This is a genomic window from Raineyella fluvialis (genome assembly GCF_009646095.1).
GTDB lineage: Bacteria > Actinomycetota > Actinomycetes > Propionibacteriales > Propionibacteriaceae > Raineyella > Raineyella fluvialis.
In genome coordinates this window covers 739032-762816 of the sequence record NZ_CP045725.1, presented here as the reverse complement: position 1 = coordinate 762816, position 23785 = coordinate 739032, and the positions used below count along the sequence as shown (strand labels likewise).

General features: G+C 70.7%; 21 protein-coding genes, 1 tRNA gene, 1 other RNA gene and 1 pseudogene. 18 read left to right on the top strand and 6 right to left on the bottom strand.

Annotated elements, in window-relative coordinates; all coding sequences use genetic code 11:
- Positions 1 to 25: 25 nt before the first annotated feature.
- The 7 genes from Rai3103_RS03465 to Rai3103_RS03435 all read left to right on the top strand — a co-directional run bounded on the left by Rai3103_RS03465 (position 26) and on the right by Rai3103_RS03435 (position 8138).
- Positions 26 to 811: a class I fructose-bisphosphate aldolase gene (locus Rai3103_RS03465; RefSeq protein WP_153571408.1), complete on the top strand. Its 786-nt coding sequence runs from the start codon at positions 26 to 28 to the stop codon at positions 809 to 811.
- Positions 801 to 2354 carry an FGGY-family carbohydrate kinase gene (locus Rai3103_RS03460; RefSeq protein WP_153571407.1) on the top strand — a complete coding sequence of 518 codons (1554 nt, stop codon included), beginning with the start codon at positions 801 to 803 and terminating at the stop codon, positions 2352 to 2354. The genes Rai3103_RS03465 and Rai3103_RS03460 overlap by 11 nt, the downstream gene beginning before the upstream one ends.
- A 103-nt stretch (positions 2355 to 2457) precedes the next feature.
- Positions 2458 to 3996 (top strand): sugar ABC transporter ATP-binding protein, encoded by a 1539-nt coding sequence (locus Rai3103_RS03455; protein ID WP_153571406.1) that lies wholly within the window; start codon positions 2458 to 2460, stop codon positions 3994 to 3996.
- Entirely contained in the window at positions 3993 to 5033 is a 1041-nt protein-coding gene (locus Rai3103_RS03450) for an ABC transporter permease (RefSeq protein WP_153571405.1), read from the top strand. Before Rai3103_RS03455 ends, Rai3103_RS03450 begins: the two co-directional genes overlap by 4 nt.
- Positions 5030 to 6070, top strand: a complete 1041-nt coding sequence (locus tag Rai3103_RS03445) for an ABC transporter permease (protein ID WP_153571404.1) — start codon at positions 5030 to 5032, stop codon at positions 6068 to 6070. The genes Rai3103_RS03450 and Rai3103_RS03445 overlap by 4 nt, the downstream gene beginning before the upstream one ends.
- A gap of 4 nt (positions 6071 to 6074) precedes the next feature.
- Positions 6075 to 7127, top strand: a complete 1053-nt coding sequence (locus Rai3103_RS03440) for an autoinducer 2 ABC transporter substrate-binding protein (RefSeq protein WP_153571403.1) — start codon at positions 6075 to 6077, stop codon at positions 7125 to 7127.
- Between the two features lie 78 nt (positions 7128 to 7205).
- Positions 7206 to 8138: a sugar-binding transcriptional regulator gene (locus Rai3103_RS03435; protein ID WP_194793249.1), complete on the top strand. Its 933-nt coding sequence runs from the start codon at positions 7206 to 7208 to the stop codon at positions 8136 to 8138.
- Here Rai3103_RS03435 and Rai3103_RS03430 read toward each other — a convergent pair.
- Positions 8098 to 9282 (bottom strand): cysteine desulfurase family protein, encoded by a 1185-nt coding sequence (locus tag Rai3103_RS03430; RefSeq protein WP_228489133.1) that lies wholly within the window; start codon positions 9280 to 9282, stop codon positions 8098 to 8100. The two genes, Rai3103_RS03435 and Rai3103_RS03430, sit on opposite strands and share 41 nt — an antisense overlap.
- Before the next feature lie 50 nt (positions 9283 to 9332).
- Here Rai3103_RS03430 and Rai3103_RS03425 point away from each other — a divergent pair, with 50 nt between their 5' ends.
- Together Rai3103_RS03425 and Rai3103_RS03420 are read left to right on the top strand one after the other, a co-directional pair.
- Positions 9333 to 10601, top strand: a complete 1269-nt coding sequence (locus Rai3103_RS03425; protein ID WP_153571401.1) for an SLC13 family permease — start codon at positions 9333 to 9335, stop codon at positions 10599 to 10601.
- A gap of 1 nt (position 10602) precedes the next feature.
- The gene (locus tag Rai3103_RS03420; protein WP_153571400.1) at positions 10603 to 11073 is read left to right on the top strand and encodes a universal stress protein; all 471 of its coding nucleotides are present in this window, start codon (positions 10603 to 10605) and stop codon (positions 11071 to 11073) included.
- 10 nt (positions 11074 to 11083) lie between these two features.
- On the opposite strand, the gene Rai3103_RS03415 is transcribed toward Rai3103_RS03420, so the two are convergent.
- The 3 genes from Rai3103_RS03415 to Rai3103_RS03405 all read right to left on the bottom strand — a co-directional run bounded on the left by Rai3103_RS03415 (position 11084) and on the right by Rai3103_RS03405 (position 14498).
- Complete coding sequence (locus Rai3103_RS03415) at positions 11084 to 12901, bottom strand: glycoside hydrolase family 2 protein (RefSeq protein ID WP_153571399.1); 1818 nt, start codon at positions 12899 to 12901, stop codon at positions 11084 to 11086.
- Between the two features lie 21 nt (positions 12902 to 12922).
- A complete protein-coding gene (locus Rai3103_RS03410) occupies positions 12923 to 14320 on the bottom strand; it encodes a glycoside-pentoside-hexuronide (GPH):cation symporter (RefSeq protein WP_153571398.1) in 1398 nt (465 codons plus the stop codon).
- Positions 14321 to 14410: 90 nt separating this feature from the next.
- Positions 14411 to 14498: transfer RNA gene (locus Rai3103_RS03405), tRNA-Ser, on the bottom strand.
- A 187-nt stretch (positions 14499 to 14685) separates the two neighbouring features.
- On the opposite strand from Rai3103_RS03405, the gene ffs reads away from it, so the two are divergent.
- The 4 genes from ffs (at position 14686) to Rai3103_RS03385 (ending at position 17575) form a co-directional block, all read left to right on the top strand.
- An RNA gene (gene ffs / locus Rai3103_RS03400) (signal recognition particle sRNA small type) lies at positions 14686 to 14782 on the top strand.
- Between the two features lie 78 nt (positions 14783 to 14860).
- Entirely contained in the window at positions 14861 to 15022 is a 162-nt protein-coding gene (locus Rai3103_RS03395; protein ID WP_153571397.1) for a hypothetical protein, read from the top strand.
- Positions 15019 to 17337, top strand: a complete 2319-nt coding sequence (locus Rai3103_RS03390; protein WP_228489132.1) for a DNA polymerase III subunit gamma and tau — start codon at positions 15019 to 15021, stop codon at positions 17335 to 17337. The genes Rai3103_RS03395 and Rai3103_RS03390 overlap by 4 nt, the downstream gene beginning before the upstream one ends.
- Positions 17338 to 17395: 58 nt before the next feature.
- Positions 17396 to 17575, top strand: coding sequence for a DUF6767 domain-containing protein (locus tag Rai3103_RS03385; RefSeq protein WP_153571395.1), 180 nt, complete (start codon positions 17396 to 17398; stop codon positions 17573 to 17575).
- Between the two features lie 22 nt (positions 17576 to 17597).
- Here Rai3103_RS03385 and Rai3103_RS03380 read toward each other — a convergent pair whose 3' ends face one another.
- Together Rai3103_RS03380 and Rai3103_RS03375 are read right to left on the bottom strand one after the other, a co-directional pair.
- Positions 17598 to 18629 carry a nitronate monooxygenase gene (locus tag Rai3103_RS03380; protein ID WP_153571394.1) on the bottom strand — a complete coding sequence of 344 codons (1032 nt, stop codon included), beginning with the start codon at positions 18627 to 18629 and terminating at the stop codon, positions 17598 to 17600.
- Between the two features lie 75 nt (positions 18630 to 18704).
- Entirely contained in the window at positions 18705 to 19748 is a 1044-nt protein-coding gene (locus Rai3103_RS03375) for a zinc-dependent alcohol dehydrogenase family protein (RefSeq protein ID WP_228489131.1), read from the bottom strand.
- 272 nt (positions 19749 to 20020) lie between these two features.
- Here Rai3103_RS03375 and Rai3103_RS03370 point away from each other — a divergent pair, with 272 nt between their 5' ends.
- The 5 genes and pseudogenes from Rai3103_RS03370 to Rai3103_RS03350 all read left to right on the top strand — a co-directional run bounded on the left by Rai3103_RS03370 (position 20021) and on the right by Rai3103_RS03350 (position 23713).
- Positions 20021 to 20356 (top strand): YbaB/EbfC family nucleoid-associated protein, encoded by a 336-nt coding sequence (locus Rai3103_RS03370; protein ID WP_228489130.1) that lies wholly within the window; start codon positions 20021 to 20023, stop codon positions 20354 to 20356.
- A 9-nt stretch (positions 20357 to 20365) separates the two neighbouring features.
- A pseudogene (gene recR / locus Rai3103_RS03365) lies at positions 20366 to 20961 on the top strand (recombination mediator RecR).
- Positions 20948 to 21796 (top strand): HAD family hydrolase, encoded by an 849-nt coding sequence (locus Rai3103_RS03360; RefSeq protein WP_228489129.1) that lies wholly within the window; start codon positions 20948 to 20950, stop codon positions 21794 to 21796. The pseudogene recR and the gene Rai3103_RS03360 overlap by 14 nt, the downstream one beginning before the upstream one ends.
- Positions 21797 to 21839: 43 nt before the next feature.
- The gene (locus Rai3103_RS03355; protein ID WP_153571393.1) at positions 21840 to 23075 is read left to right on the top strand and encodes a sensor histidine kinase; all 1236 of its coding nucleotides are present in this window, start codon (positions 21840 to 21842) and stop codon (positions 23073 to 23075) included.
- Positions 23072 to 23713, top strand: coding sequence for a LuxR C-terminal-related transcriptional regulator (locus Rai3103_RS03350; protein ID WP_153571392.1), 642 nt, complete (start codon positions 23072 to 23074; stop codon positions 23711 to 23713). The genes Rai3103_RS03355 and Rai3103_RS03350 overlap by 4 nt, the downstream gene beginning before the upstream one ends.
- Positions 23714 to 23785 lie beyond the last annotated feature (72 nt).

Here is a 23785-nt window from a genome sequence, read left to right as displayed (position 1 = left end):
TCCTCCACAGTCAGGTGGCACCCCGATGACCTCAGCTCGCCTCGGACGACTCTTCGACCGCTCCTCGGGGCGATCCTTCATGGTGGCGATGGACCGCACCCTCTCCGGGGGAGCGGAGCCCTTCGCCGTGGACTCCGAGGCCCTGGTGCGGTCCGGGGTGGCCTGCGGGGCCGACGCCCTGCTGCTGAGCCCGGGGCTGATCCGCCGCCACGGCCACCTCGCCGGCTATCGGGGTGGGCCGGCCCTCGTCGCGCGCATCGACTTCCCCTTCATGGGCGGTGACCTGCAGGGGCCGGGGGAGGAGTTCCGGCTCATCTGCAGCGTCGAAGACGCCGTCGGCTACGGTGCCGACGCGGTGGTGCTCCTTCTGGTCGGCGGCAACGACGGCCGGGCCGTCTTCGCCGACAACATCCGTGGCGTGGCCGACGTGGTGGCCGCCGCTCGCCCCCTCGGCGTCCCGGTCATCGTCGAGGCCGTCGCGTGGGGTCCGCACGTCGCGAACACCGATCCGGAGGCTGTCACCCGGCTGTCCCGGATCGCCGTGGAGCTGGGTGCCGACATCATCAAGACCGAGTACCCCGGATCGGTCGAGGCGATGGCCCATGTCGTCGACTCGTGCGCGGTGCCGGTGATGGTGCTCGGCGGCCCGCGCGTGGGTGTCCCCCAACTGCTCGACTTCACCCGCGACGCCCTCGACGCGGGAGTGCGTGGAGTAATCTACGGCCGCAACATCTGGCAGCGGGAGGACTCGGGAGAGGTCGCGAGCCGGATCCGCGCGCTCGTCCACGGGGACGGCTCCGGTGAAGGCTGACCTGGTCCTGGCCGTCGACGCCGGCGGATCGTACGTCAAGGCCACCCTCTTCGACCTCGGGCAGGGCTCGTCGACCACCGTCGCCAGGGACGTACGCCCCCGGCATCCCGAGCCCGGTTGGTCGGAGCGCGACGCCGAGGAGCTCTGGGCCGCGGCGTCCTCGGCGCTACGCAGTGCGCTGGGGGACGCCGACCCGGTGCGGGTGGCGGCGATCGGACTCACCGGCCACGGCAACGGCGCCTACATCGTCGACGAGGTGGGCCGTCCCACCCGTCCCGCGGTGATGGCCGCGGACACCCGGGCCCGGTTCGAGCTGCGCCGCTGGCAGGCCCAGGGGGTCGGGGACCTGGTGCGGGAGCGCTCGTGGAGCGCCTTCTGGGCCGGTCAGCCCGGACCGATCGTGGCCTGGCTCTCCCGCCACGACCCCGGCTCGCTGGCCCGCGCCCAGGCCGTCGTGTCCTGCAAGGACTACCTGCGCGGGCGGCTCACCGGGCGGGTGGAGAGCGAGCTGACCGACGCCTCCTGCAATGGGCTCTACGACAACGCGGCGTACGTGGCGACCGGGGAGCCCCTGCGCGTCTCGGAGGACCTGCTGGGCGCCCTCGGGATCGAGGGGTCTCGACGGCTCTTCCTGCCGCCCACCGTCTCCCCGCTCGAGTCGCGGACGCTGTCGCCGTCGGCCGCGGCGGCGACCGGCCTGCTGGCGGGCACCCCCGTGGTCGCCGGAGTGGTGGACAACCTGGCCCTGCAGTACGGCTCCGGAGTGACCGGGCCGGAGGCCATCTGTGTCGGCGCCGGCACCTGGAGTGTCAACCAGTTGCTCGTCGACGAGCAGGCGATGACCCCCGACGGCGCCCTGGGGGCCACCCGGCCGCTGGCCGCGTGTGTGGCGCTGGACCATCACGCGCTGCTGTCGGAGGCCTCACCCACCTCGGCGTCCAATCTCGACTGGGCCCTCCACGAGGCGTTGGGTGGGCTGCGTCGCGAGGCCGAGGCCGCCGGGCGCAACGTCCATGCACTCGCCCTGGAGCGGGAAGGGGAACGGGTGCCCCGACTCGACGACCCGGTGTTCCTCCCCTACATCGACGGCAGCCGGCTCGACTCGGGAGCCAGGGGAGCGTGGCTGGGTCTGTCGTCGGCGACGACCGACGTCGAGTTGGTCGGCGCGGTGATCGAGGGCATCTGCTTCGAGCACCGACGCCACGTCGAGCGGCTCGGCCGGGCCGGCGGTGCGGAGGCGCTGCCCGTACGCCTGTCCGGGGGCGCCACCCGGTCGCCGGTGTGGGTCCAGCGGTTCGCCGATGCCCTCGGCCGGGAGGTGCTCTCCTCGCCTGTCGCCGAGCTGGGGTCGGTGGGCGCGGCAGGGCTGGCCGCCGTGACCGTCTCAGTGGCGGACGAACTGGCCTCGGTCGTCCACCGTCTGGGCGGGGAATGGAGCGTCTCCCGTCCCGACCCCCGCCGCCGCGACGCGGTCGAGCAGCGGTTCGGCCGTTACCTCACCTGCGCACGGCTCCTCGAGGAACTCGCTTGGTCCTCCGAATAGGAGGCAGTGGGCAAATGCTCAGCCGGTGAGCAAAATGCTGCAGGCGTCCTCGCGGCGCGTTAGAAATCAGTCAGGCCCACTCGCCGATCGATGGAGAAGCCGGATGGACACACCGCAACGGAGCGACTCGAGCACAGGCATTCCTCGCCTGGAGATCCGATCCGTCTCGAAGCGATTCGACGCCGTGCAGGCGTTGTCGTCGGTGACCATGACGGTGGAACCGGGAGAGATCCACGCGCTGGTGGGCGAGAACGGCGCGGGGAAGTCCACCCTGGTGGGGGTCATCACCGGGCTGCACCAGCCCGACTCGGGCACCGTCCTGCTCGACGGCGAGGAACTGCGGGTCCGCTCCACGCAGGACGCGAGGCGGGCCGGCATCGCGGCCGTGTTCCAGGATCCCAACATGTTCCCGCACCTGTCGGTGGCCGAGAACATCTTCACCGGTCAGTACCCGATGGCCGGCCCGGTGGTGAACCGTCCGTTGATGTCGCGCCGGGCCAAGGAGAAGCTGTCGGCGCTCGGCTTCGACCTGGATCCCGACCAGATGGTCGCCGGCCTCACGGTCGCGGAGGCCCAGTTCGTCGAGATCGCCCGCGCCGTCGACACCGGTCTGAAGCTGCTCATCCTCGACGAGCCGACCAGCGCCCTCACGCCCGACGAGGCCGCCAAGCTCTACACCTTGGTCCGCCGGCTCAAGGCGGCCGGGACCAGCATCATCTGGATCTCCCACCGGATGGAGGAGATCCACCTGCTCGCCGACCGGATCACCGTGATGCGGGACGGGCAGCACGTCCGCACCGCCCCGGCGGCCGACCTCGACGACGACGAGATGATCCGCCTGATGGTGGGACGCTCGGTCGTGCTGCAGGCGGTCCCCAACGACGTGCCGCTGGGGCCGACGCGGCTGTCCGTCCGCGGGCTCACCCGGCCCGGGGTCTTCCAGGACGTGTCGTTCGACGTGGCTGAGGGAGAGATCGTCGGAGTCGCCGGCCTGGTCGGCGCCGGACGTACGGAGATCGCCCAGGCGATCTTCGGCCTGGCGCCGGGGCTCGAGGGGGAGGTGAAGGTGGACGGGGTGACCGTACGCCCCACCAGTCCGCGCCGGATGGCCGCCAAGGGCGTCAGCTACTTGCCGGAGGACCGGGACGCGGAGGGCGTCATCGCCGCAATGCCGATCGAGGCCAACATCGCCCTGCCCAGCCTGGTCCGGCTCGGCCGGTGGGGATTCATGAGCCGGCACAAGGAGCGCGAACTCGCCGAGCAGGAGAAGTCGGCGCTCAGCATCAAGGGCCGCCTCGAGGACCTGGTCTCCTCCTTGTCCGGAGGCAACCGCCAGAAGGTCGCGCTGGCCAGGTGGCTGGCGACCAGGCCCCGCGTCCTGCTGCTCGACGAACCCACCCATGGCATCGACGTCGGGACGAAGGCCCAGGTCCACGACATCATGCGCAACCTGGCCCGCAAGGAAAGGATGGCGATCGTGATGGTGTCCTCGGACCTGCCCGAGGTGCTGGCGGTGAGTGATCGGGTCCTGGTCATCCGACAGGGCCGGATCGCCGCCGATGTCCCGGTCGCGGAGGCGACCCAGGAGAGCATCCTCGCGGCGGCCACCGGACGGATCCCGGAGCAGGGGGACGCGGCATGAGCGAGACGTACGCCCCCGCGCCGGGGCTGTTCGAGCGACTGGGGTTCACCGGCGGTGCCGCCGCACTACGGATCCGCTACCTCGGCGTGATCGGCTTCCAGCTCATCCTGATGGTGGCCTTCACGTCCCTGGTCCCCCGGTTCATCGGCTGGCCGAACCTGCAGAGCGTGCTCTTCACCGCGGCGATCATGGCGATCGCCGTCTGCGGGCAGACGATCGTGGTGCTCACCGGCAACCTCGACCTCTCGGTGGGGTCGGTGATGGGGCTGACCGCCTACGTCGTCTTCGACATCGCCGGGCACCATCGCGGACTCGGACCGTACGTGGTGCTGATGGCCTTGGTGATCGGCGCGCTGCTGGGCCTGCTCAACGGGACCCTGGTGGCCGTCCTGGAGATCCCGTCGATCGTCGCCACCCTCGGCACCCTGTCGATCTACCGGGGTTTCGTCTCGTTCTACGCCCATGCCACCGAGGTGACCGTCGGCCAGTTGCCACCCTGGACCCGCGCGGTCGCGAGCAGCCGCCTGCTCGGGGTGTCGTCCTACGTCTGGATCGCCCTGGTGGTGGTGATCCTCATCGGGCTGGCGTTGCGCTGGCTGCCCGGCGGACGGACGGTGTACGCGTACGGCTCGAACCCCAAGGCCGCCAGGTCGTACGGCCTGCGGTCCACCCGGATCGTCATCGGCGCCTACATCGCCTCCGGCACCATCGCCTCGCTGGCGGGGCTGATGCTCGGTGCCCAGGTCGGCAACATCAACTCGCTGGTCGGTGACGGCTTCGAGCTCCAGGTCCTGGCGGCCGCGGTCATCGGCGGGGTGAGCATCTGGGGCGGGTCGGGCTCGGTCTACGGCGCCGCCATGGGCTGCATCGTGCTGGCCACGATCAACAACGGTCTGGTCCTGCTGGGGGTCCAGGAGTTCTACCGGCAGCTGATCCAGGGTGCTGCCATCGTGACGGCTGTCGCCATCGACGCGTTGGTCCAGCAGCAGGTCGCGGCACGCCTGTCGCGGCGCAGCGTCGAAAGGGCTGCGGCATGAGGTCGATCCTGAAGTCCTACTCGTGGGAGCTGCTGCTCGTCGTCCTGATCGGTGCTGCCTTCGTCTGGTCGAGCATGTTGTCCCCGTACTTCCTCGACCCGATCAACCTGGCCAACTCCGCGGCCTTCTTCGTCATCTTCGCCTTCATGGCCCTGGGGCAGTTCCCGATCGTCGTCCAGGGCGAGATCGACCTGTCGCTCCCGTCCATCCTGGCGGTCAGTTCCGTCACGTACGCCACCCTCGCCGTCCGGGGCGTGCCGCTGCCGGCCGCCGTCGGGGCGATCCTCGCCGTCACGGTCGCGATGGGGGTGCTGAACGGGGTGCTGGTCGCCCGGTTCGGGTTGCCGTCCCTCGCGGTGACCCTCGGCACCGCCGGGGCGTTCCGCGGCATCGCCTACATCATCGCCGGGGCCGCCGGCGTGACGGGGCTGCCGAAGCAGTACACCATCCTCGGCCGGATGTGGGTGTGGATCCTGCCGGTCTGGGTGGTGCTCACGGTGGTCGCGGCCGTGGCCTTCGCCGTCCTGATGGGCGCCACCCGCTTCGGCCGGGAGTGCTACGCCATCGGCAACAACCGGGCCGCGACCAGGATGGCGGCCGTCCGCGTCGTCCGCGCCCAGATCGGCGCCTACGGCCTGGCCGGCGCCATGGCAGGCGTGGCCGGCATCGTCTGGGTGTCCCAGTACCAGTCGGCCCGCGGCGACAACGCCGACGGCGCGATCCTGTTCGTCCTCACGGCCGTCGTCCTCGGCGGCGTCTCCATCAAGGGCGGCAGTGGCCGCGCCCTCGGGGTGGGGCTCTCCCTCACCCTGCTCGGCACCCTGCAGACCGGCATGCAGTTGGCCAACGTGCCCGGGACCAGCCAGACGTTGGTGATCGGAGCGCTGCTCGTCATCGCCGTGGCGGTGCCCACCCTGCTGCAACTCATCACGTCGTGGCGGCGCAAGCTCGTCGGCTCGACGCACGCGGATCAGCTTCATCATGACGGACCACCCAGCCTGCGCAGTGCAGGCGAGTCCCCACTGAAAGGTAGGTAGTTCGATGTCCGGTACGATCAGTCGACGAACGTTCGGGATGGCCTTGGCCGGAGTCACCATGGGCCTGGCCGCCTGCTCCACCACGGCACCGACGAGCAACGCGCCTGGCGGTGGGTCGAGCTCGGCGGCCGTCACCAAATCCAAGATCTTCATGGCGCCGAAGTTCACCGGCCTCGCCTACTTCGAGGTGGCGCGCAAGGGCGGCGAGCAGGCGGCCGCGGACTACGGGATCGACTTCCAGTACATCGGTTCCGACAAGGCCGAGGCGACGGCGCAGATCGCGACGCTGACCAATGCGGTGCCGCAGAAGCCCAATGCCCTGGTGGTCAGCGCCATCGACGGTGACGCCGTCGCCCCGGCGCTGCGCAACGCCCGTCAGCAGGGCATCAAGGTGGTCACGTACGACGCCGACGCCGCCGTGGATGCCCGTGACCTCTTCGTCAACCAGCTCTCGTACGAACTCGCGGCGAAGACCATGCTCGATGCGGCGCTGCTGAACTCCCCCCAGGGCGGTCTGGTGGCGTTCATCTCCGCCTCACCCACCGCGCCGAACCACACGGCGCACGTGAAGTTCATGAAGCAGTTGATCGACAACGACGCCAAGTACAAGGTCTTCAAGTACGTGGACACCGTGCAGTTCGCCGGTGACGACGCGACGAAGAGCCAGGAACTCGCCCGTAACCTGATGCAGGCCCACCCCGACCTGAAGGTGATCATCAGTTCCTCCGCCGTGTCGGCCCCGGCGGCGGAGCAGGCCATCATCGACGCGGGCAAGGGCGGCCAGGTGTTCGCCACCGGCGTCGCGCTGCCGAGCTCGGTGCGTGACTTCATCAAGAAGGGCCACTCCAAGGCCTTCATGATGTGGGATCCGGCAGAACTGGGCTACGTCGCCACCGTCGTCGCCGACCAACTGGTCAAGGGGAAGATCGCCGGTAAGGAGGGCGAGTCCGTCGATGCCGGCAAGGCCGGCAAGTACACGATCCTCAAGGACGGTGAGATCGACTACAACAAGCCGTTGATCTTCACCGCCGACAACATCGACAAGTACAGCTTCTGAGTGGTGGGGGCGGGGTGGGGTGGTGCGCCCCGCCCGGCCACGATGTTGACACCCGTCCCCCCGTCGATAGGAGGCCCCATGACGTCCGGGTCAGGGGACGTGGACCTGATGGTGAGAGCGGCCTGGCTGTACTACCGGGACGGACTCACCCAGGCCCAGGTCGCCAAGCGCCTGTTCGTCTCCCGGCAGACGGTTGGCCGCCTGCTGGAGGCGGCGCTCGAACAGGGCATCGTACGGATCGAGATCGAACCCGGGCACATGGCCGCCATGCACCTGGCGTCCGAGGCACGCTCGGCCCTCCGGCTCGAGGATGCCGTGGTCGTGCCGGCCGACGCCGCCGATGTCCCCTTCGCGCGCCGCAACGAGCGGGTCGCCGCCGCCGCGGCCGCCTATCTGCGCCGCTTCCTGCACCCGGGGGTCGTGGTCGGGGTCGGCTGGGGTGACACCGTCGCCCGCGTCCTCGGCATGCTGACCGAGGAATCCCTGGACGGGGTGACGATCGCCTCGGCATCGGGGTGGATCCAGCAGTTCACCGAGTCCTTGGCGGCGAGCAGCGTGCTGGCGAAGCATCTGAAGCTCGTGCCCGCGCCGATGGTCGCCTCGAGCCCCGAGGCGGCGCAGATGTTCATGAAGGAGGACGCCGTTCGGGACGCGTTGTCCTGCGCCGAGCAGGCCGGTGTCACCCTGAGCAGTGTGGGAAGTGCCACGCCGGCCGCTTCGGCGGTCCGCTCAGGGCTGGTGTCCGACGACGATGTCGCGCGGTTCGCCGCCATGGGGGCGGTCGGCGACATGATGGGGGAGTGGTTCGACTCCCGTGGCCGCCCACTGCGGGGAGCGACCTCGGACCGCCGGATCGGTATTGCGCTGGAGCGGCTCCGATCGCTGCCCAATGTCATCGTCGTCGCCGCCGGACTGGACAAGGCGGAGGCGCTGCTCGCGGCGATCCGTGCCGGCTACGTCAAGGTGCTGGTCACCGACGAACCGACCGTCCTGGAACTGCTGCGGCGATAGCGGCCGCCGCGGCGTCCACCTCCGCCTCCGTCGACCACCGGCCGAGGGAGAGGCGTACGGCGGTCATCGCCTCATCGGCAGGGATGCCCATCGCGGTGAGCACCGGCGACGGAGCGTCCTCGCCGGCGTGGCAGGCCGAGCCTGCGGAGGCAGCCAGCACTGCCACGTCGTCGAGCAGGGTCAGCGCCCGCATCCCGTCGATGCGTACGTTCAGCGTGTTGGGCAGCCGCCGGGTGCGGTGACCGTTGAGGTGGACCCAGCCCGGGAGCCGGGCCTTGAGCCCCGCTTCCAGCCGGTCCCGCAGCGCGGTCAGGCGCCGGGTCTCGCCGGCCTCCAGGGCGGCCGCGGCCACTTCGGCGGCCCTGCCCAGGCCGACGGCGTACGGCACGTTCTCGGTGCCGGCCCGCAGGCCACCTTCCTGGCCGCCGCCACCGACCAGCGGGCGCAGCGCCACGCCGTCGCGGACGTAGAGCGCCGAGATCCCCTTGGGGGCGTACATCTTGTGACCGACCACGGTGAGCAGGTCGACCCCGAGCTCCGCCACGTCGACGATGATCTTGCCGGTCGACTGGGCGGCGTCGCAGTGCACCAGCACGCCCCGCTCGTGGGCCGCGGCAGCGATCTCGGCGATCGGCTGGATCGTGCCGGTCTCGTTGTTGGCGTGCATCACCGTCACGAGCAGAGTGTCGTCGGTGATCGCGTCGGCGACGGCCAGCGGGTCGACCAGGCCGTCGGGGCCGACCGGGAGCACCGCGATCTCGGCGCCGTGGAGCTCCTCGAGATCGCGGCAGGCGGCCAGCACGGCGGGATGCTCGGTCGCCTGGGTGATCACGTGGGGTCGTCGGCCGGGCCGGCGGTTCGCCAGGACCGCCCCGCGGATGGCGAGGGCGTCGGCCTCCGAGCCGCTGCCGGTGAAGACGATCCGCCCGGCGCCGGCGTGCAGCAGGCCGGCCACCCGGTCGCGGGCGGCCTCGAGGGCCGCCCTGGCGGGACGGCCGTACGCGTGGGTGCTGGACGGATTGCCGAACTCCCGCTCCAGGGAGGGCACCATCGCCGCGACGACCTCCGGGTCGACCGGCGTGGTGGCGTTGTAGTCGAGGTAGATCGGGCGGCCGGCCAGGCCGGGGTGCGTCGCTGCGGTCACCGACTCAGCGTACGGCTGTGACGTCGCGGGTCCCGGGTTAAGGTGCCTGCATGCCGAGTGGAGCCGCCGAGGCGCTTGCCGCTGTGCTGCTGGCCGGTGTGCTGGTCTTCGCGCTGACGCGGCCCGCGGGGCTCCCGGAGGCTGTCGCCGCCGTGCCTGCCGCCGTGGTGCTGTGCCTGACCGGAGTGATCCCGTGGGGCGAGGCGTGGCAGCAGCTGGACGGTATGTGGCCCACGATCCTGTTCCTCGCCGGCGTCCTGATGCTGTCCCACCTGTGCCAGGCCGAGGGCATGTTCGCGGCGGCCGGCGACTTCATCGCCCGGCGCTCCCGGGGGAGGCCGCATCGACTGCTCGTCCTGGTCTTCGGGGTGGCCTCCCTCACCACGGCCGTACTCAGCCTTGACGCCACCGTCGTCCTGCTCACGCCCGTTGTCTTCGCGACGGCTTCCCGGCTCGGAGCCAAGCCGAAACCTCACGTCTACGCCACCACCCACCTGGCCAACTCGGCCTCACTCCTGCTGCCCGTGTCGAACCTGACCAACCTGCTGGCGATGGGGGCCGCCGGACTCGGCTTCGTGGGCTTCGCCGGCCTGATGGCGGGCCCGTGGCTGGTGGCGATCCTGGTGGAGTACCTGGTGTTCCGCCGCTACTTCGCCGCTGAGCTGTCCGTGGTCGCGACGGCGCGTACGTGGGAGGAACGGAAGGCGTGGCCCGTCTTCGCCGCGGCGGTGCTGGCGTTGACGCTGCTCGGTTTCGTGCTGTCCTCGTCGCTGCACGTCGAGCCGTTCTGGGCCGCGCTGGCCGGGGCGGCCGTCCTCGGCCTCAAACGGCTGCTGACCCGCCCCGAGGGGCGCCGGGCCGAGCTGCTGGACCTCGTCCGAGCGGCCAATGCGTGGTTCCTGCTCTTCGTTCTCGGGCTCGGCGTCGTGGTGAAGGCGGTGGTCGACCACGGACTGGCCGACGCCATGCGCAGCGTCCTGCCTGCCGGTCACGACCTGCCCAGCCTGCTGCTGGTGACCGCGATCGCCGCAGTCCTCGCCAACCTCGTCAACAACCTGCCCGCCGTGCTCGTCCTGCTGCCCCTGGTGGCGCCGGTGGGGCCGACGGCGGTGCTCGCCGTCCTGATCGGGGTGAACGTGGGCCCGAACCTGACCTACGTCGGCTCGCTGGCCACCCTGTTGTGGCGGCGAATTTTGCACGATCATGACCACGATGCCGAGATCAACGAGTTCACCAGGCTCGGGCTGTTGGCTGTTCCTCCGATCCTGGTGCTGTCCACCGTCGCGCTCTGGCTGAGCGCCCGCCTGATGGGGGTCTGACATGCGTGTGCTTCTCTGGATCGCTCCGGGCACCTGGCCCGCCGTCGTCGACGCCGCCCGTGAACGTCCCGAGTCGGACGTCATCACGCTGATCGTGGCGGACGATCCGTCCGATTCCGTACCCACCGGAGCCCTGGGCGGACTGATCGGTCGCCATCGGCGCGAACCCGAGCCCGAGGTCGCCGACCTGACCGCCGACGAGGGGCGGGCACTGCTGGAGCAGGCGGCGTCAGCGCTCGGTCGTACGTGTGCGACGAGGCTCGTCTCCGGCCCCACCGAGCGGGTCATCACCGCGGCGGCGGCCGACGCGGACTGGCTGATCGTCGCCCGTGACGGCGACCGGGCCCATCTGGGGCCGCACAGCCTCGGCCGGCACGCCCGCTTCATCATCGACCACGCGCCGTGCACCGTGCAGTTGATCTGGCCCGACTCGATCCCTGACCTCGGCACCATCCCGCCGCCGCCCCGGTGAGTCCGGAGGGTCAGGCCCCCATCAGCGCGCGGAGGGTCTCGACAGGTAGCTTGGGGACGCGGCCGGCATCCACCAGCCCGTTGGCCTCCTGCAGCGTGTCGGTGAGCTGGGTCCAGCAGTAGCCGGCGAGGACGGGCGCGGACCTCACCGCCTCCATGATCGCCCGGATGCGGCCTTCGAGGTCCTCGGGACTCGTGGCGCCCGCGTACCCCCAGGTCGCCTCGTCCGGCGGGGTGGAGACGTACATGATGCCGCCGAACTCGGTGAGCAGGACGGGGCGGGAACGCAGGTGCGCGGCCCACTCGCCCACGGCGAGGGGACGATCGGAGGGGCCGGTGGTGGCGAGCATGCGCTCCACGCCCTCGGCGGTGTAGCGGGAGGTCAGGACGTCGGCGCGTTGCTCGTAGTCGTGGATGGTGAACAGGTCGGAGCCGGTGTGCTCCCAGCCGTCGTTGGTGACCACGGGGCGGGTGGGATCAAGGGCACGCGTCAGGTCGCCGAGAGCCTGGACATAGGCCTGCTGGTCGTGGGCCCGCTCGATCTGGAACACTCCCCAGGACTCGTTGAACGGGACCCAGGCGATGATCGAGGGGTGCGACTCGTAGCCGCGCACCACGTCGATCCACTCGCGGGTGAGGCGCCCGACGGCGAGGGAGTCGAAGACGTACGCCGTACCTGTCTCGCCCCAGAGGGTGAGACCGAGCCGATCCGCCCAGAAGTGGAAGCGCGGGTCCTCGACCTTCTGGTGGATCCGGGCCGAGTTGAACCCGAGGCTCAGGATCAGCTGCACCTCGTCCCGGAGGGCTTCGACGCTGGGCGGGGTCAGGTGGGAGGCCGGCCAGTAGCCCTGTTCCAGCACCGACCGAAGGATGAAGCGCCGGCCGTTGAGACGCAGGGTGTCGGGACCGACGGTGACCTCGCGGATCCCCAGGTAGCTGGAGACCACGTCCTCGCCGACGGCCACGCCGGCGTCCAGCAGCACGGGGCGCTCCGGGCTCCACAGCAGCTCCTCGTGGTGGACCCCGGAGTTGGCGGCGAGGAGGTCGAGGGTGACGGTGGCGACCCGGTCTTCCACGGGGACCACGGCGCTCGCCAGGACCCGACCCGCCAGGGCGATCACGACGTCGAGCTCGACCGCAGGATCGGGACGACGGTTCAGTTCGACCGTGAGAGCGACCCGGCTGGTGGTGACGTCGCATCGCCAGGCGAGTCGTTCCACATGCAGCGGTGGGACCGACTCGAGCCACGCGGTGCGCCAGATGCCGGTGGTGCGGTGGTACCAGATGAGGTGGGGCTGCGGCAGCCAGTCCTGTTTGCCGCGGGGCATGCGGCCGTCGAGCGGGTCCTCGAACGCGCGGACGACCACGGCATGCTCCTCTTCGGCAGGGTCGAGGGCGGCGGTGACGTCGAACGTGAAGGGAGTCTGGCCTCCTTCGTGGGTGCCGACCATCGTCGCGTCCACCCAGACCATCGCCGCGTAGTCCACGGCGCCGAAGTGCAGCAGCAGCCTGCGGCCCTCGGCATGGCCGGCCGCCGCCAGGTCGGCCGCGGTGAGGGGGATGCGGTACCAGACACAGGGGTGGTAGTCGGTCAGTCCGATGCCAGACGCCTCGGACTCAGGGGGGAACGGCAGTTGGATCTCGCGGTCGAAGCGGGCGGCGTCCTCCTGCCACCGGCCGTCGAGTCCTTCGTCAGCGTCGTCGTACGCGAAGGGGACGCGCCGGTCCAGGGCCACGAACTGTGACCGTACGAGCATCGGGCGCGGGTACGTGCCGTCGCCGCTGGAGGCGCGGCGTCCCACGGCGGCCGCGCGTGCTTCGTTCGACATCGGTGGGTCCCTTCCCGGTGCTCATTGAGATTCGGTTGCTGCGGGTCGGCGGGCGGTGGCCTCGTCGAGGAGCTCTCCGCGTTGACGCAGTTCGGCGACGATCTGGGCGTGGAACTTCTCGTCGAGGCGGAAGAAGAGTCGGTTGAACAGGAAGCTGAGGATCATCAGGGCCAAGGGGAAGCCCATCATCATCGCGCGCATGCCGAGGAGGCCTTCGGCGGTGACGTCCTGGGGGGTGGGTGCGTCGTTGATCCCGGTGAGGATGACGGTGACGCCGACGACGGCCGTGGCGACCGCACCGCCGACCTTGTTGATCAGGGGCTGGACCGCGAAGGTGATGGCCGCATTGCGCCGGCCCATCTTCCATTGGCCGTATTCGATGCACTGGCTGAGGAAGACGATCATCAGGACGGCGATGAAGGAGTTCCCGATGAACACCAGCATGCCGGCGACGCCGATCGGGATGATGTTCATCGGGGAGAAGAAGAAGGTGAGATAGCCGGCGGTGACCAGGCCCATGGCGATGGCGAAGAGTTGGCGTTGGGTGAGCCACTTGCTGAGCAGGGGGAACGCCACGAATCCGAGGAGTTGACCGACGCCGAGGATGGCGGCGAAGGGCGCGTACATCCCTTCGTTGCGGTAGGCGTACTTGAAGAAGTAGACGCCGAAGCCCGTCGTCGTGTTGTAGCCGATGAGGAACAACACCATCGACGCCGCGGTCCACAACAGTTGGTCGTTGCGCCCCATGATCGCGGCGATCTCACGCAAGGGAGTGTGCTCGGGCTCGGTGACGATCTTCGGTTCGCGGACCCCGGTGAGGGTGACGACCAGGCCCAGCAGCATGATCGCCACCGCGCCGCAGGCGAACAGCGTCCACGCCCGGGCGTCCCCGCCGAGGGCCTCGGTGAGGGGAACGATGCCGACCACGGTGACGAAGAGCCCGACGGTGGCGAAGACCTTGGTGAGGGCGCCGATGCGTTCGCGTTCGTGGGGGTCGAGACTGAGGGCCGGCAGCAGTGACCAGTAGCCGAGGTCGTTCACACTGAATGCGAGGCCCCACAGCAGGTACACGACCGCGAAGAGGGCGACATATCCACCCCCGCGTACGCCGAAGTCGGTGAACAGGAGGATGGTCAGCACTCCTGTCAGGACACCTCCCACGGCGATCCACGGCTTGTACTGGCCCCACCGGGTGTGGGTGTTGTCGATGAAGTAGCCGGTGATCGGGTCGTCGAAAGCGTCCATCAGCCGCATCCCCAGCAGGATGCCGTTGATCCACCACATGATCGTGTCATCGAGGTTGAGGACCTCGGTCAGGAAGACGATGAGGAACACGGCCATCATCGAGTAGACCATGTCTCTTCCCACGGTCCCCACAGCGAAAGCCCACCGATTGCGCGGTGGCACGACCGCGTCCATGGCAGCAATTAGAGTCCATCACCGGCGCCTCGGCTGGTCGTTCGCGTAACGAAAAGAGCGGGCCCGCATCTCGTCGATGCGGGCCCGCTGTGGCGGAGGATACGAGATTCGAACTCGTGAGGGCGTGAACCCAACCCGCTTTCCAAGCGAGCGCCATAGGCCTCTAGGCGAATCCTCCGTCGGAGGACTCTACAGGAACCTGGCTCGTTCACCAATTCGGCCTCACGGAGGCGCCTGTCCCGCCCCCGTACCGCGGGACAGGCGCGCCGGAACCAGTCTGGCGAGGGGAGATTGCCCGCGCGTTACGGTGGAAGCCCCCGGACCGGTCGAGTTGGGTCGTAGGCGACCTTCCCCTACACTTGGCGGAAGGTCCCCCGTGTGGCGTTACCTCGCCCAACTCCCCCAGGGTCGGAAGGCAGCAAGGGTAAGTGAGCTCTGTCGGGTACGCGGGGGGCCCCTTTTTTGTTTCCCGCACCACCCGGCCCGGTCAGCTGCGATGGTCCGGCGAACAGTGTCAGTGGCACCGCATAGGGTGTGGGCGTGGACGAAGACGACGAGATCGAGCCCTGGGAGGCTGACGACGACCTCGACGACGCCGGATCGTACGGTGACGAGGACGTCGAGCTGGATGTCGCCCCCAGGCGGGGGAGGGACTGTTCGATCCGCCGGCTGACGATGCGCCCGCTGACGATGCATCGGTGACCTCGGAGCCGACCGAGGCCCTCGCGCTCTATCGCCGCTACCGCCCCGACACGTTCGCGCAGGTCGTCGGCCAGGAGCACGTCACCCAGCCGCTCCAGCGCGCCCTCGCCAACAACAGGGTCAACCACGCCTATCTGTTCTCGGGGCCCCGCGGTTGTGGCAAGACGACGTCGGCCCGCATCCTCGCCCGCGCCCTGAACTGCGAGAACGGGCCGGCGGCCGAGCCGTGCGGTCACTGCCGCTCCTGCCTGGACCTCGCCACCGGCGGTCCGGGGTCGATCGATGTCATCGAGATCGACGCCGCCTCGCACGGCGGCGTGGACGATGCCCGCGATCTGCGCGAGCGCGCGTTCTTCGCCCCGGTGCAGAGCCGCTACAAGGTCTACATCATCGACGAGGCGCACATGGTGACGACGCAGGGCTTCAACGCCCTGCTGAAGCTCGTCGAGGAGCCGCCGCCCCACGTCAAGTTCATCTTCGCGACGACCGAGCCGGACAAGGTGATCGGCACCATCCGGTCGCGTACGCACCACTACCCGTTCCGCCTGGTGCCGCCCAAGGTCCTCACCCACTACCTGGCGGAGATCTGCGAGCAGGAGGGCATCACCGTCGAGCCGGGTGTGCTGCCGCTGGTCGTCCGGGCCGGTGGCGGCTCGGTGCGAGACTCGCTGTCGGTCCTCGACCAGCTGCTCGGGGGCGCCTCGGATCGGGGCGTGACGTACGACCACGCGACCGGTCTGCTGGGATACACCCCCGACAAGCTCCTCGACGAGATGGTCGGCGCCTTCGCCACCGGAGAGGGCTCCGGAGTCTTCTCCGTGATCGACAAGGTGATCGAGGCCGGGCAGGACCCGCGTCGGTTCGCCGAGGACCTGCTGGGTCACCTCCGTGACCTGGTCATCGTCGGGGCCGTGCCGGATGCCTTGTCCACCGGACTCGTCGATGTCTCTCCCGAACAGGCGGCCACGTACGTCACTCAGGCGAAGGCCATGGGCCTGGGGGAGCTGACCCGGGCGGCCGACGTGATCGCCGAGGGATTGACCCAGATGCGGGGTACGACCGCACCTCGCCTGCACCTGGAACTGATGTGTGCCCGCGTGCTGCTGCCCGGTGCCGACGTGGCCGAACGCGGGATCAACGCCCGGCTCGACCGGATCGAGCGCCGGCTCAATCTGGGAGGTCTCGATACCGGTGGGCCGGTGGCCCCGGTGACCGAGGTTGCGGGGCCTCCCGCCGCCTCGGCCCCCGCTCCCGCCCCCGCGGCGCCGGCATCAGCACCGTCGCCGTCCGTCGGCCAACGGCCGCGCCCCCGTCATCGCGAGCCGGAGCCTGCCGCCGCCGCGACCCCCGCGACCCCGGCGGCCCCGGCGACCCCGGCACCCGCCTCCACCGGTCGCCCCGTGCGGCCTGAGCGACCGGCTCGCCCCGATCGGCCCGTCAGTGTGCCGAGGGAGTCGGCGGTCACATCGGTGCCGGCCCCGGCAGCCGACGCGGCAGGCGTGCACGGCCTGACCACCCAGGACGCCCAGGCGCGGTGGTCGGACCTGCTGGAGGAGGTGGGCCGTCGCCGTCACTTCACCAAGGTCGTGCTCGAGGGCAATGCCGCGGTCGTCTCACTCGTCGGCGGCGTCCTCACGGTGGCCCTCAACTCCCCTGGCGCGCGGACGACCTTCGAGCGGCCCCGTGAGCGCGAAGTGTTCACGGAAGCGGTCACCCAGGTGTTCGGGACAGCACTGCGGGTGGAGACGATCATCGACCCGGATGCCGGTCGTCAGGCGCGCGGTGGCCGCAGTAGCGGCCGACCCGAACGGCCCGAGGGCCGCCAGCGGCCTGCGCCCGTGCCGGCCCCCTCCGCCGCTCCTGCCCCGGCGACCGCTCCTGTGCCTGCGTCCGCCGATCCTCAGCGACCGCGGGGGACCCGTCGTGGCCGCCCGTCCGCCGGCCCGACCTCGGCTCCCCCGCCCACGGAACCGCCGGACGACCCCTGGGACGAGCCGCCGCCGGAGGACGACCTGTACGCCTCGCAGTTCGCCGCTCCGGCCGCCGTGGAGCGGCCTTCCGCGCCCGTAGAGCCGACGCCCACGGCGCCGCCCCCCGCCAAGGACGAGCCGGCGCAGCGGCCGAGTCGGTACTCGCAGGTGGCCGCGGTCCCGCCGCCGCCCAAGGAACTCACGCCCGAGGAGGAGGCCGCCGCGTACACCGATGAGGACGTGACGGTCGGTGAAGGGTACGAGAGCGCCGCGGATCTGCTCACCAACGTGTTGGGCGCGGAGTTGCTGCTCGAGGAACAGCAGGACTCCGGCCTCGCCGGCTGAGCGGTTCCCGGGCGGCGTACGATGACCGTCGTAGTTGATTCCTCAACAGGAGGTGACGATGGCTCACCGGCCGGACCCGAAGTGCCCGGTGCGCCCCGGCGACACCTGCAGCCTGTGTTATCCGGGGGCGAGTGGTCCGGAGGACTGTGGCTTGGTGTGGCTGGTCCGGGAGGATCCTGAGCTCAGCGCCGAGCTGGCGCGGCTCCGGGCCGAGGCGGCCGCCGACCGGTCACACTGAGCGAGGTCGCCCGGTCCCGGGATCAGTCACTCGTGCCGCCCGGCCACAGCTCCGCCAGCACCTCGGCGGCCGGTGCCTCGATCACCTTGCGCCAGGCCGTCCCCGCCCAGAGATGCGTGTGCTGCGGGTCGCCCGAGGCCGCAGCCATCCGCCGGATCGGCCCGGCGATCTGGTTGACGGCCGGGTAGGCCGCTGGGGCGAGGGCGTCGTACGCCTCGACGTAGGCATTGGCCAGGCCGCGGGCCCACCGCCCGGAGAAGGCCCGCGTCAGGATCGTCCGGGTGAAGCCGGGATCGGTCAGGGCCGCGCGGTGGGTGGCGTTGGTGCCGGCCTCCGGGGTCAGCAGGAAAGCGGTGCCCAGCTGCACCGCCACCGCGCCGGCATCGATCATCCGGCGGACGGCGGGGGCATCCGCCAGACCGCCCGAGGCGATCAGCGGCCCCGGCACCGCGTCACGGACCGCGGCGAACAATTCCTCCAGCGGCGTGGTCGGGGCCGGGTCGGCCGTATGAAAGGTGAACTGGTGCCCGCCCGCCTCCGGCCCCTGGACGACGAGGGCATCCAGCCCGCGCTCCCTGGCCGCCAGGGCGTCCGGCACCGAGGTCACGCCGCCGATCAGGACGCTGCCGGCCCCGTGCAGCCGCTCGACGGTCGTCCGATCAGGCAGGCCGAAGGTGAACGAGACGACCGGCACGGGGGAGGCCACCAACAGCTCGATCTTGGCCCGCCAACCATCGTCGTCGGGGTGCGCCTCGGGGAGGTCGTCGACGCCCAGTTGGGCCGCCAGCGGGAGCAGCGCCTGACGGTAGGCGGAGACGGCCTCGGTGTCGATCGGTGTGGTGTCGGGGACGAAGAGATTGACCCCGAAGTCGGCGGTGCCGGCCGCCCGGACCGCCGCGATCTGGGCCGCCAGATCCTCCGCCGAGCGGTAGCCACCCGCGAGGAAGCCGAGCCCACCGGCCGCGCCGACGGCGTTCACCAGGGCGGGGGTGGAGGGGCCGCCGGCCATGGGGGCGGCGATGATCGGGACGCGCAGCGTGGGGAACGGTCGCATGCTTCGTCACGCTAGGCGCCGGGCGGACGGTTGGGAAGGGCTCACGTGCCGGCGCCGCCGCCAGGCACGCGTCGCTCAGACCGCTTCGGCGATCCGCAGCACCCCGGCACCCTCGATGTCACCGCGCGCCAGATACTGCAGCGCCCGGTCGGCCTCCTCGAAGGGATATTCGTGGGTGGTGGGGTGCAGGCCCAGCCGATCGGCCAGGAGGAGGAACTCCTCGCCGTCGCGCCGCGTGTTGGACTCGACGCTGGTCAGTGTCTTCTCGTGGAACAGGGCCGCCTGGTAGTCGAGGGCGGGGATCTCGGACAAGTGGATGCCGGCGCAGGCCACCGTCCCACCGGGGCCGATCGCCGCGAGGGCGTACGGCACGATGTCACCGGCCGGCGCGAAGATGATCGCGGAGTCGAGCGCGACCGGCGGCATGTCCCGGGCATCGCCGGCCGAGGCGCAGCCGAGGCCGAGGGCGAACCGTCGGGCCTGCTCGCCCCGGGTCAGTACGTGCACCTCGAGGCCCTGGGCCAGCGCGACCTGGGCGGTCAGGTGCGCACTGCCACCGAAGCCGTAGAGACCGAGCCGGCCACCCGGGGGCACGTTCGCCCGGCGCAGCGCACGGTAACCGATGATCCCGGCGCACAGCAGCGGCGCGGCGGTGGCGTCGTCGAAGCGGGCGGGCAGTCGGTAGGCGAAGCCCTCCGGCACCGTGGTGTACTCGGCGTAGCCGCCGTCGGCGTCCCAGCCGGTGTAGAGGGAGCGGCGGCACAGGTTCTCCCGGCCGGTGCGGCAGTGGCGGCAGACGCCGCAGGTCCGCCGCAGCCAGGGGATCCCGACCCGTTCACCGGTGGTGAAGCGGGTCGTGCCCGGTCCGGCACCGACGACCTGGCCGACGATCTCATGCCCGGGCGTCACCCGTTGCCGGTGGGCCGGCAGATCACCCTCGGTGACGTGGAGGTCCGTACGGCAGACCCCGCAGGTCAGGACCCGGACCAGCACCTCGCCCTCGCCGGGGGTCGGGGTCTCCTTCTCGACGAGTTCCAGCGGTCCGCTCTCCAGCGGTCCGGGGGAACGCACCTGCCACGCGCGCATGATCACCTCCACGTCGAGCTTCCCCCAGTCCATCACGCCGGCGGGTGCTCAGGCGGGGGTTCCGGTCATGGAATGACGTGGCGAGGGCCGGCGTGGCGGCTTCGCGGACGTTCAGGTTCTTCGCGGACACTCCTGACTTCTCGCGGACGTCATGAGATCCGCGGGGTCCTTGAAGATCCGCGAGGTGGTGGAAGATCCGCGAGGGCATCAGCGGGCCCGGCCACCGACCCGGTGCCGACGCCGACCGTCGGTGGATGCACCTAGTCTTGGAGCGCACACCGCGACCGCACGGCGAAAGGACCCCGATGACCGAGGGATTGCCCGAAATGCCCCAGGGATTCGACATGAACGCACTGATGCAGCAGGCGCAGGCCATGCAGGCCCAGGTGCAGCAGGCCCAGGCGGAGCTTGCCGTCACCTCGATCTCGGGCAGTGCCGGGGGCGGGCTGGTCACCGTGGTGATGACCGGCTCCGGTGAGGTCACCTCGGTGAGCATCAAGCCCGAGGCCTGCGACCCCGAGGACACCGAGAGCCTCGGTGACCTGATCGTGGCTGCCCTGCGCGACGCCAACAACCAGGCCGCCGCCCTCGCGCAGCAGAAGCTGGGCCCGCTCGCCGGCGGGATGGGTTTCGGTCTCTGAGTGGCTGCCATCTACGACGGCCCGATCCAGGACCTGATCACCGAACTCGGTCAGCTGCCCGGGATCGGGCCGAAGTCCGCCCAGCGCATCGCCTTCCACGTGATGTCCGCCGAGAAGGAGGACGTGATGCGGCTGGTGGAGGCCTTGGTGCAGGTCAAGGACCGGATCCACTTCTGCACGACGTGCTTCAACGTCTCGGAGGGTGACACCTGCTCGATCTGCCGCGATCAGCGCCGTGACCGGGCCCTGATCTGTGTCGTCGAGGATGCCAAGGACGTCGTGGCGATCGAGCGCACCCGCGAGTTCCGCGGCCGCTACCACGTGCTCGGGGCTGTATCAGCCCGGTGAACGGCGTGGGCCCCGACCAGCTGCACATCCGTGAGCTCGTCGGCCGGCTCGCCGACGGGTCGGTGCAGGAGGTCATCATCGCCACCAACCCGACCATCGAGGGTGAGGCGACGGCGACCTACCTGAGCCGGCTGCTGCTGCCGATGGGGCTCACGGTGTCGCGCCTGGCCAGCGGACTGCCGGTCGGCGGCGACCTGGAGTACGCCGACGAGGTCACCCTCGGCCGGGCGTTCGAGGGGCGCCGTGCCCTCACCTGACGCCGTCGTGGCCCGGCCGCGGGTCGTCGCGACGGATCTCGACAACACGCTGCTGCGTACGGATCGGACGGTGAGTCCCCGCACCGAGGCGGCACTGAGGGCTGCGGCCGACGCCGGGGTGCTGGTCGTGCCGGTGACCGCCCGCCAGCGGGTCGGGGTGCTGGCCGTCGCCCCCCAGTTCGTCCAACTCGCCGAGGCCTTCGGCGGCTGGGCGGTGTGCTCCAACGGCGCCCTCGGCCTCGACCTCGTGACGGGGCAGCGATTCTTCGAGGCGACGATGACGGTCGACGCCCAGCGTGACCTGATCGCGCGGCTGGCCGAGGCCGTGCCGGACGTACGCTTCTGCGCGATCCGTGACGGCGGCGACGGCTTCCTCGTCGAGGCCGGCTACGCCGAACTCAGCGTCTGGGAGGATCACAGCCGTGACCCCCGGACGATGCAGGTGGTGGATCGCGCGGCCCTCGCCGACTGCCCGAACCTCAAGATGGTCGTCCGTCACCCGGTGCTCAGCACTCGGGACCTTCTCGCCGCGTTCGCGGGGCTGGGGCTGACGGGCCTGCGGGCGACCTCCTCCGGCGCGCCCTTCCTCGAGATCTCCGCCGCCGGCATCGGCAAGGCGTACGGCCTGCAACGGCTGACCGCGCTGCTCGACGTGCCCGCCACCCAGGTCGTCGCGTTCGGTGACGGCCTCAACGACCTCGACATGCTCCAGTGGGCGGGCGTCGGCGTGGCGGTCGCCAACGCCGAGCCCGAACTGCTCGCCGTCGCCGATCGGATCGTGCCGAGCTGTGACCAGGACGGCTTCGCCGAGACCCTCGAGGCGCTGTTGTCCTGACCGATCCTGACGGACCAGGTCACGCAGGCCAATAATGGGTCCCGTGGGGGACGACAAGGGGAGATGGTGGCTGCGCGTCGCCACGCTCGGCACCGATGGGCACGACCCACGCGACGACGCCGAGCTGGCCCTGGGAGTCATCTTCGTCGTGCTCGGCGCCGGCGTCGTCACCCAAGCGCTGATCGCCATGCCTGCCGGTCTTCCATTGGCCGCGGCAAGGGCCTGGTACCTCGCCCTCACCATGACGCTGAGTGGCGTGGTGGTCGGCGGCTGCATCGGGACGCTGCGTCGGGGGACCGTCCCGGCCGCGCCCTGGGGATGGGCGAGCCTCGTCCTCTCCCTCGCAGCGATGCCCGCGTTCACGCACATCATGCCCGGGTCCGAACTGCTCGGCTCCTGGACCGTCTCGGTCTTCGGTTTCGCACAGTTGAGCGTCGCCGCGGCCGGGGTATGGATGCACTCCGTGCCGCGGACGTTCCTGCTCTCCGTGGCAGTGGGTGGTTACTACTATTGGCTCCTGATCGCCGCCGGGGGCCCCTACGGCCAGGTGTCGGTGGTGGCGAACGCCCTCAACTATCCGGTCTTCGCCCTCGCCATCTCGCTGGTGTCGCAGTACTGGCGGATCCTCGCGCAGCGGACGCACGACGCCCATCAGGAGGCGCTGCTGGCCACCCGACAGATGGAGCTCGACCGCTACCGGATGACGGTGCACGACACCAGCGGCATCCTGCGCCTGCTCGGTGATGAGGCGACCCCAGACGAGGTGTTGCCCGCCGTCCGCAGGCAGGCCCTGGCCGAGGCGAACAGGTTGCGCCACTACCTCGCCTCTCCCACGGGAGGAGCCGGGCGCGTCGGCGAGGCGGACTCCGGGAGAGTCCGGTTGGGGGACGTGCTCGGCGAGGCGGTGGACGGCTTCGCGGACCTGCCGCTGGAACTGTCGACGGCCCTCGGGGCCGACGCCCTCCTGGTGGCGTCCGACGCGGTGGCCGTCGCGCAGGCGGTGGAGACCCTGCTGCACAACGTACGGCGCCATGCCAGGGCCTCGACGGTCTGGGTGCACGCCGACACGACGGGCGATCGCTGGGAAGTCGTCGTCCGCGACGACGGGGTGGGATTCACCGCCGACCCCGCGACGTACGGCTTCGGCCTCCGCACGCAGGTGCTGGCTGCCCTGACGAAGCGGGGGATCGCCGTCGAGATCGACTCGGCCCCCGGCGAAGGCTGCGCGGTCACCCTCTCGGGACCGGTGGCGGTCCCGGACGCCCGGGAGCATCGGTGACGCCCCGGCCCCGCGTCGTGGTCATCGACGACAGCACGCTCGTCCGCGAGGCGTTCGGCCTGGTCCACCCGGGCGTCGAGGTCGTCGGCGCCTGGCCCACGATCGAGCCGCTGCTCGAGCAGCGTCCCTCGGCCGATCTTGTCGTGCTCGACCTGCACCTGGTGGCCGACGACCCCGACGTACGTCAGGGGACGGCGGCCATCGGGGCGGTGAGCGCGGCCGGCTACCGGATCTGCCTCTACACCGACGAGAGCCGCCCGCTGGTGCTCGCGCGGTGTCTCCAGGCGGGCGCCCAGGGGCTGGTGCGCAAGAGCGCTCCGAGCGCCGTGGCCGAGGCGGACTTCCGGGAAGCGGCCGCCGGTGGCGCGGTGCTGCCGCCGTCCCTGTTGAGCCTCACCGAACTCCTGGATCGTCGTGGCGGGCTGCCGGAACTCACCGAACGCCAGCGCCAGGTGCTGAGTGCCCGCGCGCGGGGTGAGAGATGGGCGTCGATCGCGCAACGCCTGTTCATCACCGAGCGGGTGGCGCGCGAGCACATGGAGGCCGTGTCGAACAAGCTGTCGCGCTGCCTGCGGGATGCCTCCCCGGCGGATCTGGAGCGGATGCTCGGCACCGGGCCCGGGGATCTGGTCGACTGATTGCTGGTGACAGGGGTCCCCCCGGGCCCTGCCACCAGCAATCCGCTGCAGGGCGGAACCATCCCCCCAGAC